Origin of the sequence: Enterobacter sp. DSM 30060 (assembly GCF_013375955.1) — a bacterium.
Lineage (GTDB): Bacteria > Pseudomonadota > Gammaproteobacteria > Enterobacterales > Enterobacteriaceae > Enterobacter > Enterobacter intestinihominis.
Genome location: NZ_CP056118.1, coordinates 4,500,361 through 4,514,131 on the forward strand (window position 1 = coordinate 4,500,361; position 13,771 = coordinate 4,514,131).

A 13,771-nucleotide genomic window follows, 5' to 3' on the forward strand; every position below is an offset into this window, starting at 1 on the left:
GGTTAAAAATTAAGTAATCCAACCCTGGTGTAGTGAAAGCGCACCCGAATTATCTGGTTATGCGAAAAATGGGACATTCAACACGCGAAGTTATCGATATTCGTCTAAGGTTTTCAGGTAATTGACAACAGCGGTCACGCTGCTCAGCGAAGACAGGAGACGAACCGATGATAAGACCTCGCGCACGACGCCCCGCTTTTTTACCCCTTGCGTTGGCAGGCGCACTACTCGGTGTTACCGCATTTGGTTATGCTGAAGACCAGCCAACGAGCCAGCAAAGCTCACCTGATATTCTTCTTGGCCCCCTCTTTAATGACGTTCAGAGTGCCAAACTGTTCCCGGATCAGAAAACCTTCGCGGATGCCGTTCCCAAAAGCGACCCGCTGATGATCCTGGCGGATTACCGGATGCAGCATACCCAGTCCGGTTTTGACCTGCGTCACTTCGTGGAGATGAACTTTATCCTGCCGAAGGAGGGTGAGAAATATGTTCCCCCTGAGGGCCAGAGCCTGCGGGAACACATAGACGATCTGTGGCCTGTGCTGACTCGCACCACCGACAAAGCGAACAAATGGGACTCCCTCCTGCCTCTGCCAAAACCCTATGTCGTGCCGGGAGGACGATTCCGCGAAGTCTATTACTGGGACAGCTATTTCACCATGCTGGGGCTGGCCGAGAGCGGCCACTGGGATAAGATCGGCGACATGGTGGACAACTTCGCATACGAGCTTGATACCTGGGGCCATATCCCTAACGGTAACCGCAGTTACTACCTGAGCCGCTCTCAGCCGCCGTTCTTTTCTTTGATGGTGGAACTGTTGGCCACGCATGACAGCGACGCGTTGAAGAAATACCGTCCGCAGATGGAGAAGGAGTATGCCTACTGGATGGAGGGGGCTGATGGGCTCCAGCCTGGTCAGGCAAACAAACGCGTAGTGAAGCTGGATGACGGCTCCCTCCTCAACCGCTACTGGGACGATCTGGACACGCCACGCCCTGAGTCGTGGCTGGATGACGTGACCACCGCCAAAAATAACCCTAACCGTCCGGCCACCGAGATTTACCGTGATCTGCGCTCTGCCGCGGCCTCGGGCTGGGATTTCAGCTCCCGCTGGATGGACGATCCCCAGAAGCTGGGTACCATCCGCACCACCAGCATCGTGCCGGTGGATCTGAATGCGTTGATGTTTAAGATGGAAAAACTGCTGGCCCGTGCCAGCCAGGAAGACGGGGATACCGCAAGCGCAAGTAAATATGACGCGCTGGCCTCCGCACGTCAGAAAGCCATGGAGAGCCACCTGTGGAACGATAAAGAGGGCTGGTATGCGGATTACGATCTGAAAACCAGGAAGGTGCGTAATCAGCTGACTGCCGCGGCCCTCTTCCCGCTGTATGTGAAGGCCGCATCACAGGATCGCGCCGATAAAGTGGCCGCAGCCGCATCGTCGCGCCTGCTGAAACCGGGCGGTATTTCTACCACCACCATCAACAGCGGGCAGCAGTGGGATGCGCCGAACGGCTGGGCGCCGTTGCAGTGGGTAGCGGTGGAAGGGTTGCAGAACTATGGTCAGCAGAAAGTGGCGATGGACGTGACCTGGCGTTTCCTGAAAAACGTTCAGCATACCTACGATCGCGAGAAGAAACTGGTTGAGAAGTACGATGTCTCTTCGACAGGTACCGGCGGTGGCGGCGGTGAGTATCCGTTGCAGGACGGTTTCGGCTGGAGTAACGGTGTGACGCTCAGGATGCTGGACATGGTCTGCCCGAAAGAGAAGCCGTGCGACAGCGTACCGGAGAATCAGTCTGCGGCAAACGATGATGTTGCACCTGCTAAACAGGCGGCGCAGTAGCGCCCCTCACCCTAACCCTCTCCCCAAAGGGGCGAGGGGACTGTTCAGTGCGGTAGCGCCACCGGGCTTTTTTCAGAAGCTGTAGTTCGCCCCGACCTGGAAGGTGCGGTCGCGGCCTATCCAGCAGTTGGTCGCGTCATAGCAGGTGAGCGTCTCTTTGTTGGTGACGTTCTGCGCGCTCGCTTTCAGCGTCAGCCCCTCCAGCGATGGCGCCAGTTCGCCCATGCGGTAAGATGCCGCCAGATCGTACTGCGTCGTACCGCCCAGCTTGCCTGCGTCATTGGCTGGCGAGATCTCCATCGGGCCGGTGTAGCGTGCACCAGCCCCCAGCGTTAACCCTCTCAGCGGCGTGCTGTCAAAGGTGTAATCTCCCCACAGATTAAAGGCGTTCTCAGGGACCTGCGTCGGTCGTTTGCCCTGGTACTTGTCATCTTCGGTATTGATGGCGTGGGTGTAGGCATAATTGGCAATCAGCGTCAGGTTATCCGTTGGACGACTAATAGCGGAAAGCTCCGCGCCTTTCGATTCCACTTCCCCGGTCTGGCGGTAGTTGAGGAAGCCCGGATCGCTGGTCACCACATTTTTCTGACGAATGTTAAACACCGAGGCGGTGAAGGTAGTTGCATATTCCGCCAGCAGATATTTCACCCCACCCTCCACCTGCTTACTGGTGGTGGGCTTAACGTCTTTCGCGGTCAGCGTACCCTGCGGCGATACCGGTGCGAAACCTTCCGAATAGCTGATAAACGGCGAGAGACCATTGTCGAAGGCATAAAGCGCCCCCAGTCGTTTGGTGAGGCGATCCTGCGATACCCAGGCTTTGTCACCGTTTTGCAGATAGTTGGTGGTGACGGAACGGTAGTCGTCAAAGCGCAGGCTGGCCAGCACGTTAAGCCCGCCAAACGCAATCTGATCCTGAAGGTAATAGCCATTCTGCTGATAGCCGAGACGGTTTTTCTGCGCGGTTTCAAGCCCCAGCGCATCGTTATCGATCTGCGAGTGATCCGGATTGCGCATATCGATACCCGGTGTGGACGAGGCGTAACGATAATGGAAGTGAGAGTTAAGCTTCTGGTAGTCAAAGCCCGCCAGCAGATGATGTTGCCAGTCCCCCAGCGCGACGGTTCGGGTAACCTGATTATCAATGTTGAAGCTCTGCAAATCTTCATCCGTGGTATAGGCGAAGCGGTTAAGCTGGTAGACCTCGCTGCCCGTCCCGGTGGAATAGGCGCTGCGCTGGTGGGTATCCACGTCAAAGTAGCGCGCTTTCTGGTTAAAGCCCCAGCCACTGTCAAACTCATGTTCAAAGCTGTAGCCCAGCATCCACTGGCGCTGTTTGAAGCCGCTCCACTCATCCCCGGCATAGTCACGACGATCGGCGTATTTAGACCGCAGATAGCTTAGCGGCATCGGATCAGACGGCGTCAGGCTCGGCGTATTTTGCGCCAGCGCGTCAATGGTCAGGCGCGTTTTGTCATCCGGCTGCCAGGTCACGGAGGGGGCCACCAGATAGTTTTCATAGCGCGTGGTGTGCACTTGTTCGTCACTTTCCGTCGCTTTGCCCAGCAGACGATAGTTCCAGTCGCTGTTCGCGATCTGCCCCGTGGAATCCAGGTACCCCTCTTTCAGATTGCGGTTTCCGGTATTAAAGCCCAGTTCCGTTTTCGCCTCTTTCTGCGGCTTTTTACTCTGAATATTGACCAGCCCACCCGGGGAGCCGCCGCCATACAGCACGGATGACGGCCCCTTCAGGATATCGACGCTCTCAATCAGCAGCGGATCGATTCGCGCTTTGGTGTTCCCGGTGACGTTATAGGGAAGTTGCAGGCCGTTGTAGAACTCCTGATCAACGTTGAACCCGCGGATTTTGTACTCGCTCATGTAAGAGGTGCTCCCGCGCACCTCCGTGGAAACGCCCGGCGCATAGCGCAGGATCTCGTTTACCGAACTGGCGTGCCGCTGCTCAATCTCTTTAGCGGCGATGGTGTTGATCACCTGCGGCGTTTTACTTTCCGCAACGGCTGATTTCGTGGCGCTATTGGTCCAGGCAGGGAGCGCGCTGCCCTGCTCTGTACCGGTTACCACGATGGTGGGTTCTTCTGCGAAAGCCTGTGTCTGCAATGCCAGCGTAACGGCGCCTGCCAACGCGCATAACGCAAAACGTGAGGTGCTCATAGTGTCGTCTTATTATTAGATGATATTGGGAACGACAATTATTATCATTTTTATTACCGAATCAATATCAGCGGAGAAAAACAGATCGTTTGTATTAAGTTTCATGCCAGCGTGCCGATAACCCAGAGACAGTCTGTCATCTATCGAGGAGCCATCTGGCGTGAGTAGCTACAGTGAGCAGTTCCTGAAACAAAATCCGCTGGCTGTATTAGGGGTGTTACGCGACCTGAAAAAGGGCGAGGTGCCGCTGCGCATCAACTGGTCAACCAGCCAGTTTATCAGCAAGATCCTGGACGTGACGGCAGAACACCTGATCGTGGATCTGGGTAGCCAGAGCGATGAAAACCGTGCCGCGCTACAGGCAGAAAACCTCTCGGTGATGGCCGAAACGCAGGGGGCTAAAGTCGAGTTTATACTGCCTCGCCTGACCACGATCGTGTACCAGGGTTTGCCTGCGTTTATCACCCCCCTGCCCGCTAATCTCTGGTTCGTGCAGCGCCGCGAGTATTTTCGCATCAGCGCCCCGCTTCACCCGGCCTACTTCTGTAAGGCGAAAATGCCGGACAAAAAAGAGATCCGCTTTCGTCTCTTCGACCTGTCGCTGGGCGGCATGGGAGCGTTGATGGATATGCCGAAGCCGGAAGGGCTGGTGGAAGGTATGCGTTTTAGTCAGATCGAGCTGGATATGGGCGGATGGGGACGCTTCTGGTTTGACGCCCAGCTGATTGCCATCAGCGAGCGCAAGGTGGTGGACGGCAAAAACGAAACCATTACCACGCCGCGACTGAGTTTTCGCTTTCTGAATGTCGGGCCAGGCGCCGAGCGCGAACTACAGCGCATCATTTTTTCACTGGAGCGTGAAGCGCGGGAACGCGCGAATAAAGTGCGCTGAAAGGCGTCGGGCAGCGTGCTGCCGCCCGACAAAGACGTTACATGGCGTCCATTGCTTTCTGTACTTTCCAGATATAACGTGGAGCCTGTGCTGACGGATGATTCTTCACAACGTGTTCGAAGAATTCATCTTTATCCATATCGTTAATCTCTTCTATCGCCTCTTTGCGATCGGATGAGAAGGTTCGGAGCAGCGCGCCAGCTCCGTTAACGTACGACACCACCAGCGCATATTGCATCACTTCCGGATCGTCAATCCCCTTCAGAATGCCATGCTCCAGAATGCTCAGGTAAGCGGTTCCCATAGAGATATTACGTTCCGGGTTTTTCAGCTCGCTGGTGGATGGCTGTCCCTTCCAGCCCATGTAGCGATAGACCTCTCTTCCCGCCGTAGAGGCTTTTAACTGCATCAGCCCCACCGCATTCGATTTACTCACCAGCGTCGGGTTACCGCCGGACTCCACGGCGATGATCGCGGTGATCAGGCGCGGGCTCACGCCCCAGGCCTTCCCGGCTTGTTCGCTGATCGGCATCCACTGCATGGCCCGCTTTACCGGGACTTCAGGATTCCAGGGGGGATTTTTATAATCATGTTTTGAACTACAGCCAGCGAGCAACACAATCAAAAAAGCAAACCATCTCAATTTCACGTCATCTATCCTTATAGCCGGTCATCGCGGTACGTCGCCCCTTGAAGCAGGCGGCGTATAAGCGGCATGATATAGACAATTAGATTCTCATTCAGCAAGGAATTGCCATGCCTCAGTTTCATCTCATCGCACCGTCGGGCTACTGCATCAACCAGGAGGCGGCACAGCGGGGCGTTCAGCGCCTGCTGGAAATGGGCCATCAGGTAGAAAATCAGACAATTATCCCCCGCCGCATGCAGCGTTTTGCCGGTACGGAGGCGCAGAGACTGAGCGATATCAACAGTCTGGCGACGCTGGAAGGTGAAAACACTATTGTGCTGGCCGTGCGCGGCGGCTATGGCGCAAGCCGGCTGCTGGAGAGCATCGACTGGGCCGGGCTGGCCGCACGCCAGCAGCAGGATCCGCTGTTTATCTGCGGACACAGCGATTTCACGGCGATCCAGCTCGGCCTGCTGGCGTTGCATAACGTCATTACCTTTAGCGGCCCGATGCTGGCCGGCAACTTTGGTGCGCCGGAGCTGGATGCGTTTACGCAGGACCATTTCTGGCGCGCCCTGCAAAACCCGACGTTTACCGTCGCGTGGCAAGGCAACGGACCGCACTGGGAATGTGAAGGGCAGCTGTGGGGCGGAAACCTCGCGATGCTGGTATCGCTGATTGGGACACCGTGGCTGCCGCAGATCGAGGACGGCATTCTGGTGCTGGAAGATATCAACGAACACCCGTTCCGCGTCGAACGCATGCTGTTACAGCTTTATCACGCCGGGATCCTGGATCGGCAGTCGGCCATTGTGCTGGGCAGTTTCAGCGGGTCAGCCCCCAACGATTACGACGCGGGCTACACGCTGGAGACGATGGTCGATTTCATTCGTTCCCGGCTGGATATTCCGGTGATCGCCGGTCTGAATTTCGGCCATGAGCAGCAAACCGTTACCTTGCCACTGGGTGCCCGGGCGCACCTTGCACACGGTAATTCAGGCAGTCGGTTAACAATCAGCGGTCATCCGGTCTTAAAGGCATAAAAAAGCCGTTATTCCCCCTCAATAAAACGCAGATACAGTTGTTAATATGTTAGGGTTTTAATAACAGCGTTCACATTGAGGTGGGAGTAAGACGACATTGAGTGCCACAGCGATAATCAGTCTTTTCATTCTGGGTTCCATCCTGGTAACCTTCAGCATTTTATTAAGTTCATTTTCATCGCGCCTTGGCATACCTATTCTTGTCATTTTCCTGGCTATCGGCATGCTGGCGGGGGTTGACGGAATCGGCGGTATCCCCTTCGATAATTACCCTTTCGCCTATATGGTAAGTAACCTCGCGCTGGCGGTGATCTTGCTGGACGGCGGCATGCGCACCCAGGCAAGTTCGTTTCGCGTTGCCTTAGGCCCGGCGCTGTCTCTGGCTACCGTCGGCGTGCTAATCACCTCCGGCCTGACCGGTATGATGGCAGCCTGGCTGTTTAACCTCGATATGATGGAAGGCCTGCTTATTGGCGCGATTGTCGGCTCTACCGATGCGGCGGCGGTGTTCTCGCTGCTCGGCGGAAAGGGGCTGAACGAGCGCGTTGGCTCCACGCTTGAGATTGAATCCGGCAGCAACGATCCGATGGCGGTGTTCCTGACCATCACCCTGATTGAGATGATCCAGCAGCACGAAACTGGCCTGAGCTGGATGTTCGCCTGGCACATCCTCCAGCAGTTTGGCCTCGGGATTATCATTGGTCTCGGCGGCGGTTACCTGTTACAGCAGACAATCAACCGTATTACGCTGCCTTCCGGCCTTTACCCGCTGCTGGCCCTGAGCGGCGGGATCCTGATCTTTGCCGTCACCACCGCGCTGGACGGCAGCGGTATTCTGGCGGTTTACCTCTGTGGATTCCTGCTGGGCAACCGACCGATTCGTAACCGTTATGCGATACTGCAAAACTTTGACGGGCTGGCCTGGCTGGCACAGATCGCCATGTTCCTGGTGCTGGGCCTGCTGGTGACGCCTTCCGACCTGCTGCCTATCGTCGTGCCAGCGCTGCTTTTGTCGGCCTGGATGATCTTCTTCGCCCGTCCGCTGTCGGTGTTTGCCGGGCTGCTGCCATTCCGCGGGTTTAACCTGCGTGAGCGGATATTTATCAGTTGGGTGGGGCTGCGCGGCGCGGTGCCGATTATCCTGGCGGTTTTCCCGATGATGGCCGGACTGGACAACGCTCGTCTGTTCTTCAACGTCGCCTTCTTCGTGGTGCTGGTATCGCTGCTGTTCCAGGGGACGTCGCTGGGCTGGGCGGCGAAAAAAGCCAAAGTGGTGGTACCGCCCGTTGGCTGGCCGGTCTCCCGCGTGGGGCTGGATATTCACCCAGACAACCCGTGGGAACAGTTTGTCTATCAGCTAAGCGCCGATAAGTGGTGCGTGGGTGCTTCGCTACGCGATCTGCATATGCCCGCTGAAACGCGCATTGCCGCCCTGTTCCGGGATAACGCCCTGCTTCACCCGACCGGCAGCACGCGGCTGCGAGAGAACGATATCCTCTGCGTGATTGGCCGCGAGCGCGACCTGCCTGCCCTTGGCAAGCTGTTCAGCCAGTCGCCCCCGGTGGCGCTGGATCAGCGTTTCTTCGGCGATTTTATCCTCGAAGCCAGCGCCCGCTTTGCGGATGTGGCGCTGATTTATGGGCTGGAGGGAGGAATGGAGAATCGCGATAACCAGCAAACACTGGGCGAGATTATTCAGCAATTATTAGGGGCTGCACCGGTCGTCGGTGACCAGGTGGAGTTTGCCGGGATGGTCTGGACGGTGGCCGAGAAAGAGGATAACGCGGTGCGCAAAGTCGGCGTAAGGCCGATGGAGGAGGAGGCGGAGTAGCTGCTTTTTTGCCGGGTGGCGCTAACGCTTACCCGGCCTACGTTCGGGCTTTTGTAGGCCGGGTAAGGCGAAGCCGCCACCCGGCACACACATGTTACACCGTCACAACAGGCACTCTTGACGCCAGCGTGCACATCAGTTCATACCCGACAGTGCCCGCCGCAGCGGCCACATCATCAATTTTAACCTCGTTGCCCCACAGCTCAACCGGTGAGCCGATCCCCGCCTGAGGACATGGCGTCAAATCAATAGCCAACATGTCCATTGAGACGGTGCCTACCGTGCCCGTACGCACGCCATCGACCCACACCGGCGTGCCGCTTGGGGCGATGCGCGGATAACCATCTGCATAGCCCCCCGCCACGATACCGATACGCTGTTCGCCCGCTGCCCGATAGCGGCTGCCGTAGCCCACCGTATCGCCCGCTTTCAGGGTTTGCACGCCGATAATTTCGCTTCGTAACGTCATCACCGGCTTCAGGCCGCTGTTGGCGATATCCTGCCACTGACCTGAGGGTGACGCGCCGTACAGAACGATCCCCGGGCGCACCCAGTTGTAATGCGCCTCGGGATGCCAGAGCGTTGCCGCTGAGTTCGACAGCGAGCGCGGACAGTCCAGCCCTTCTGCCGCCTGCTCAATGCGGACCATAGCATCGGCAATGCCGTCCGGCTTTTCCGCATCGGCAAAATGCGCCATCAGCGTCATCTCACCGACGTTTTTCAGCGCACGAAGCTGCTGCCAGACCGTGTGCACACGTCCAGGCTGGAAGCCCAGACGATTCATACCGCTGTTCACTTTGAGATAGATATCCAGCGGGGCATGCAGCTTCGCGTCCTGAATGGCCTTGATCTGCCAGTTACTGTGAACGCTGGTCGTCAGGCGGTACTTATCCAGCAGAGGCAGATCTTGCGCATGGAAGAATCCTTCCAGCAGCAGGATCGGTCCTTTCCAGCCGCGCTCACGCAGCAGGATGGCCTCTTCCAGATTCAGCAAGGCAAAACCGTCGGTGGCGCCGAGCGCACTCCAGATACGGTCGATACCATGACCGTAGGCGTTGGCTTTCACCACCGACCAGACACGAGAACCCGGCGCAGCACGACGAACAATTTGCAGGTTATCCTTCAGCGCCTGCAAATCCAGCTGGGCCAGAATGGGACGGGACATGACGACTCCTTAATTATGCGCGCCGTGCAGGTGTTGTGGACGCGAGGGGGTAAACCCTGATTGATAGCGTGCGGCGCTTAAATCGTCAAACGTAATTGCCGGCGTCCGCCCTGAAATCAGGTCGCTAAGCAGCTGGCCCGAACCGCAGGCCATGGTCCAGCCAAGCGTACCGTGGCCGGTATTTGTCCACAGATTTTTGTAAGGCGTACGGCCCACAATCGGCGTGCCGTCCGGGGTCATTGGACGCAGGCCGGTCCAGAACGTCGCCTGCTCAATGAAACCGCCGCGCGGGAAGAGATCGCCGACGACCATCTCCAGCGTTTCACGACGTGGTTTGAGCAGTTCGGTATTGAAGCCCACGATTTCCGCCATGCCCCCGACGCGGATCCGGTTATCGAAGCGGGTGATGGCGATTTTGTAGGTTTCATCAAGAATAGTTGATACCGGCGCGCCGCTGTCCTCTTTCACGGGAATGGTCAGGGAGTAGCCTTTCAGCGGATAGACCGGGATATCCAGAATCCCTTTCAGCATCGCGGTAGAATAGGATCCGAACGCCATCACGTAAGCATCGGCTTTGATCACCTCTTCTCCACACTTCACGCCGTAAATCTTCTCCCCTTCCGACAGCAGCTTGTCGACAGAGGTGTTGAAGCGGAATTTCACCCCGGCCTGCTCACACATGCGCGCCAGACGCTGGGTGAAAAGCTGGCAGTCGCCGGTTTCATCGTTCGGTAAACGCAGGCCGCCCGTCAGCTTGTGCGCGACCTCGGCAAGTGCTGGCTCCACCTGGGCAAGTTGGCTGGCTTCCAGCAGCTGATAGGGTACGCCCGCATCTTCAAGCACGGCGATATCGCGGGTCGCGTTTTCATACTGTTGCGCGGTACGGAACAGCTGAAGTGTGCCGCCCTGGCGCCCTTCATATTCGATCCCCGTTGAGGAACGCAGCGCTTTCAGGCAATCGCGGCTGTATTCTGCGAGGCGCACCATGCGCCCTTTGTTTTCCATGTAGTGGCGGGTATCGCAGTTGCGCAGCATCTGCCACATCCACTTAAGCTGGAACTGTGTGCCGTCAAGGCTTATCGCCAGCGGCGCATGTCGCTGAAACATCCATTTGATCGCCTTCAGCGGAACGCCCGGGGCCGCCCACGGCGCAGCGTAGCCCGGGGAGATCTGCCCCGCATTCGCCGCACTGGTTTCCAGCGCCGGACCGGATTCGCGATCGATAACGGTAACCTCATGTCCCGCCTGACTTAAATACCAGGCGCTGGTTACGCCAACGACACCACTTCCCAGTATGACAACACGCATAGCCACTCCATTATGAGCAAAAGAACAATCATCTAATTACAGATTGATAACCTAGCTGAAAATATTATTCAACATATGACTTTTTTATGGTGACTCAACTCACATATCCCGCTGTATCAGGGGATGGCGCTTATTTGGGATCTCCTGCTGCGCGTTATTTTTAACCAGTAGAAAATTCTGCGAGCACCGCTTTTTTTGCCGTATCGAAAACGGGAAATCGCAAAGAAAAAATTTCTGCGCCCCGCGTATTTGAATGGGGTGATCTATGCTTGAAAGGAGGCTCTCCAGTCAGAGAGAGCGACCAACAACGAGGGCGCGCTAATGGCTACACTAGATTCCATGTCAAGGGACAGCACCCGTCTGAGCGATGGACCCGACTGGACCTTCGAGTTGCTGGATGTCTACCTGGCGGAGATCGACCGGGTGGCCAAACTCTATCGTCTGGACACCTATCCCCATCAGATTGAAGTCATCACCTCGGAACAGATGATGGACGCTTACTCCAGCGTCGGGATGCCGATTAACTATCCGCACTGGTCGTTTGGTAAAAAATTCATTGAAACGGAGCGACTGTATAAGCACGGACAGCAGGGGCTGGCGTATGAAATCGTTATTAACTCTAACCCGTGTATTGCCTATCTGATGGAGGAGAACACCATTACCATGCAGGCGCTGGTGATGGCGCACGCCTGCTATGGACATAACTCGTTCTTCAAAAATAACTATCTGTTCCGCAGCTGGACGGACGCCAGCTCCATCGTCGATTACCTTATCTTCGCCCGCAAATACATTACCGACTGCGAAGAGCGCTACGGCGTGGACGAGGTAGAGAAGCTGCTGGACTCCTGCCACGCGCTGATGAATTACGGCGTTGACCGCTATAAGCGTCCGCAGAAGATCTCATTGCAGGAAGAGAAAGCCCGGCAGAAGAGCCGCGAGGAGTATCTGCAAAGCCAGGTGAATATGCTGTGGCGCACCCTGCCGAAACGTGAGGAGGAGAAAACCGTCGCCGAGGCGCGTCGTTACCCTTCCGAGCCGCAGGAAAACCTGCTCTATTTTATGGAGAAGAACGCCCCACTGCTGGAGCCGTGGCAGCGTGAGATCTTGCGCATCGTGCGCAAGGTGAGCCAGTATTTCTATCCTCAGAAGCAGACCCAGGTGATGAACGAAGGCTGGGCGACCTTCTGGCACTACACCATTCTTAACCACCTGTATGACGAAGGAAAAGTCACCGAGCGGTTTATGATGGAGTTTTTGCACAGCCACACTAACGTGGTATTCCAGCCAGCGTATAACAGCCCGTGGTACAGCGGCATTAACCCGTACGCACTCGGCTTTGCCATGTTCCAGGATATCAAGCGTATCTGCCAGTCGCCCACCGAAGAGGACAAATACTGGTTCCCGGATATTGCCGGTTCTGACTGGCTGGAAACGCTGCACTTCGCGATGCGTGATTTTAAGGATGAGAGCTTTATCAGCCAGTTCATGTCGCCGAAGATCATGCGTGATTTCCGCTTCTTCACCGTACTGGATGATGACCGCAACAACTACCTGGAGATCTCTGCGATCCACAACGAAGAGGGCTATCGTGAGATCCGCTCGCGCCTGTCGTCTCAGTACAACCTGAGCAATCTTGAACCGAACATTCAGGTCTGGAATGTTGATCTGCGCGGTGACCGCTCTTTAACGCTGCGCTATATCCCTCACAACCGCGCGCCGCTGGATAAGGGGCGTAAGGAAGTGCTGAAGCATGTGCATCGCCTGTGGGGATTTGACGTGTCGCTGGAGCAGCAGAATGAAGATGGCAGCGTGGAGCTGCTGGAGCGGTGTCCGGCGCGAATGAATACGCTGTAGTGCGTTTTAGCCGGGTGGCGGCTACGCCTTACCCGGCCTACGGGTTTTGTAGGCCCGGTAAGCGAAGCGCCACCGGGCGAAAAAAATCCTCTCAATAGAGAGGTTTTTTCTTTTACCGGCCCTGAATCGCCAGATCGCCCGGCAGGGTTTTCTGCATTCGGTGCCAGATTTCACCGGAGTCGTGGCCATAACGACGCACCGTTTCATAGACCTGATCGTGCAGCCCTTCGGTGCAGAGCTTGCTCAGTTTATGGTAGAAGCCGAGCGCCAGGCTGCGGGCTTCAGGGTTGGCAAAGTAGTGACGACCAATGCGTGTATATAATCCTTTCATTCCATTCAGGATCAGACCGTAAACCGGATTGCCGGAAGCAAACGCCAGACCGCGGAACACGTTGTAGTCGAGGGTCGCAAAGGCGTCCGCGTGGTCTTCCACCTCATTGGCGGTGGCAAGCACCTTCAGCGCATCTTCAGGATGCTGACGAAACGCGGTGCGGATGAAAATGGTAGCGATGTTGGTGCGCACCGAAAGCAGATTGTCAATCAGCTGCGGTACGCTTTCGTGATCGAGACGCGCCAGCGTTTCCAGAATATTCAGCCCGGACGTTTCCCAGAAGTTATTCACTTTAGTGGGTTTGCCATGCTGTATCGTCAACCAGCCATCGCGCGCCAGACGCTGGAGCACTTCTCGCAGCGTGGTACGGGTGACGCCAATCAGTTCAGAGAGTTCGCGTTCAGCAGGTAGAATTGATCCCGCAGGGAAACGATTATTCCAGATGCTTTCAATGATGTACTCTTCCGCGAAACCCGCCGGGCTCTGCGCCTTAATGACCATAGTGAGATTTCCATTACACAGCTTTAGCAAATTGCACTCATCATACCAGAGGCGCGCAGAGGCAGATAGCGCAGCAGAGACAGAAAAGAGGGATCGCCGTTTCATTTTTATGAAATTTACAAAATGGCTTTATCCCCCTCTCCGCCGCCGTTTTTGCGTATACTGATGTCTTGTCTTATTTGACGGGGAAAGG

10 protein-coding genes are annotated in these 13,771 nt (G+C 56.3%); 5 read left to right on the top strand and 5 right to left on the bottom strand.

Translation table 11 applies throughout. The annotated features are described in order from the left end of the window. Window positions 1–167: 167 nt before the first annotated feature. Window positions 168–1,850 carry an alpha,alpha-trehalase gene (locus HWQ15_RS21450; protein ID WP_045623225.1) on the top strand — a complete coding sequence of 561 codons (1,683 nt, stop codon included), beginning with the start codon at window positions 168–170 and terminating at the stop codon, window positions 1,848–1,850. A gap of 72 nt (window positions 1,851–1,922) precedes the next feature. Here the strand turns inward: HWQ15_RS21450 and HWQ15_RS21455 are convergent, their stop codons facing one another. Next, window positions 1,923–4,025 carry a TonB-dependent siderophore receptor gene (locus HWQ15_RS21455; protein WP_063148587.1) on the bottom strand — a complete coding sequence of 701 codons (2,103 nt, stop codon included), beginning with the start codon at window positions 4,023–4,025 and terminating at the stop codon, window positions 1,923–1,925. A gap of 160 nt (window positions 4,026–4,185) precedes the next feature. On the opposite strand from HWQ15_RS21455, the gene HWQ15_RS21460 reads away from it, so the two are divergent. After that, the gene (locus HWQ15_RS21460) at window positions 4,186–4,917 is read left to right on the top strand and encodes a flagellar brake protein (protein WP_022648423.1); all 732 of its coding nucleotides are present in this window, start codon (window positions 4,186–4,188) and stop codon (window positions 4,915–4,917) included. Window positions 4,918–4,954: 37 nt separating this feature from the next. On the opposite strand, the gene emtA is transcribed toward HWQ15_RS21460, so the two are convergent. Beyond that, entirely contained in the window at window positions 4,955–5,566 is a 612-nt protein-coding gene (emtA, locus tag HWQ15_RS21465; RefSeq protein WP_022648424.1) for a membrane-bound lytic murein transglycosylase EmtA, read from the bottom strand. Window positions 5,567–5,673: 107 nt separating this feature from the next. Here emtA and ldcA point away from each other — a divergent pair, with 107 nt between their 5' ends. Both ldcA and HWQ15_RS21475 read left to right on the top strand, forming a co-directional pair. Beyond that, on the top strand, window positions 5,674–6,588 hold the full coding sequence (gene ldcA, locus HWQ15_RS21470) for a muramoyltetrapeptide carboxypeptidase (RefSeq protein WP_063148586.1): 915 nt from the start codon (window positions 5,674–5,676) through the stop codon (window positions 6,586–6,588). Window positions 6,589–6,685: 97 nt separating this feature from the next. Beyond that, the gene (locus tag HWQ15_RS21475; RefSeq protein ID WP_063148585.1) at window positions 6,686–8,419 is read left to right on the top strand and encodes a potassium/proton antiporter; all 1,734 of its coding nucleotides are present in this window, start codon (window positions 6,686–6,688) and stop codon (window positions 8,417–8,419) included. Between the two features lie 94 nt (window positions 8,420–8,513). Here the strand turns inward: HWQ15_RS21475 and dadX are convergent, their stop codons facing one another. Together dadX and HWQ15_RS21485 are read right to left on the bottom strand one after the other, a co-directional pair. After that, the gene (gene dadX / locus HWQ15_RS21480) at window positions 8,514–9,584 is read right to left on the bottom strand and encodes a catabolic alanine racemase DadX (protein WP_063148584.1); all 1,071 of its coding nucleotides are present in this window, start codon (window positions 9,582–9,584) and stop codon (window positions 8,514–8,516) included. Between the two features lie 9 nt (window positions 9,585–9,593). Further along, the gene (locus HWQ15_RS21485) at window positions 9,594–10,892 is read right to left on the bottom strand and encodes a D-amino acid dehydrogenase (RefSeq protein ID WP_063148583.1); all 1,299 of its coding nucleotides are present in this window, start codon (window positions 10,890–10,892) and stop codon (window positions 9,594–9,596) included. Window positions 10,893–11,213: 321 nt separating this feature from the next. On the opposite strand from HWQ15_RS21485, the gene HWQ15_RS21490 reads away from it, so the two are divergent. Then, window positions 11,214–12,746 carry a SpoVR family protein gene (locus HWQ15_RS21490; protein WP_048966754.1) on the top strand — a complete coding sequence of 511 codons (1,533 nt, stop codon included), beginning with the start codon at window positions 11,214–11,216 and terminating at the stop codon, window positions 12,744–12,746. Between the two features lie 112 nt (window positions 12,747–12,858). Here HWQ15_RS21490 and fadR read toward each other — a convergent pair whose 3' ends face one another. After that, the gene (gene fadR, locus HWQ15_RS21495; RefSeq protein ID WP_003859951.1) at window positions 12,859–13,578 is read right to left on the bottom strand and encodes a fatty acid metabolism transcriptional regulator FadR; all 720 of its coding nucleotides are present in this window, start codon (window positions 13,576–13,578) and stop codon (window positions 12,859–12,861) included. Between the last annotated feature and the right edge of the window lie 193 nt (window positions 13,579–13,771).

What these genes read in the sequence shown, in the direction of transcription:
- HWQ15_RS21485 (WP_063148583.1), bottom strand. Translation starts at nt 10,892, where the DNA reads ATGCGTGTTGTCATACTGGGAAGTGGTGTCGTTGGCGTAACCAGCGCC.
- fadR (WP_003859951.1), bottom strand. Translation starts at nt 13,578, where the DNA reads ATGGTCATTAAGGCGCAGAGCCCGGCGGGTTTCGCGGAAGAGTACATC.
- HWQ15_RS21455 (WP_063148587.1), bottom strand. Translation starts at nt 4,025, where the DNA reads ATGAGCACCTCACGTTTTGCGTTATGCGCGTTGGCAGGCGCCGTTACG.
- dadX (WP_063148584.1), bottom strand. Translation starts at nt 9,584, where the DNA reads ATGTCCCGTCCCATTCTGGCCCAGCTGGATTTGCAGGCGCTGAAGGAT.
- ldcA (WP_063148586.1), top strand. Translation starts at nt 5,674, where the DNA reads ATGCCTCAGTTTCATCTCATCGCACCGTCGGGCTACTGCATCAACCAG.
- HWQ15_RS21450 (WP_045623225.1), top strand. Translation starts at nt 168, where the DNA reads ATGATAAGACCTCGCGCACGACGCCCCGCTTTTTTACCCCTTGCGTTG.
- HWQ15_RS21490 (WP_048966754.1), top strand. Translation starts at nt 11,214, where the DNA reads ATGGCTACACTAGATTCCATGTCAAGGGACAGCACCCGTCTGAGCGAT.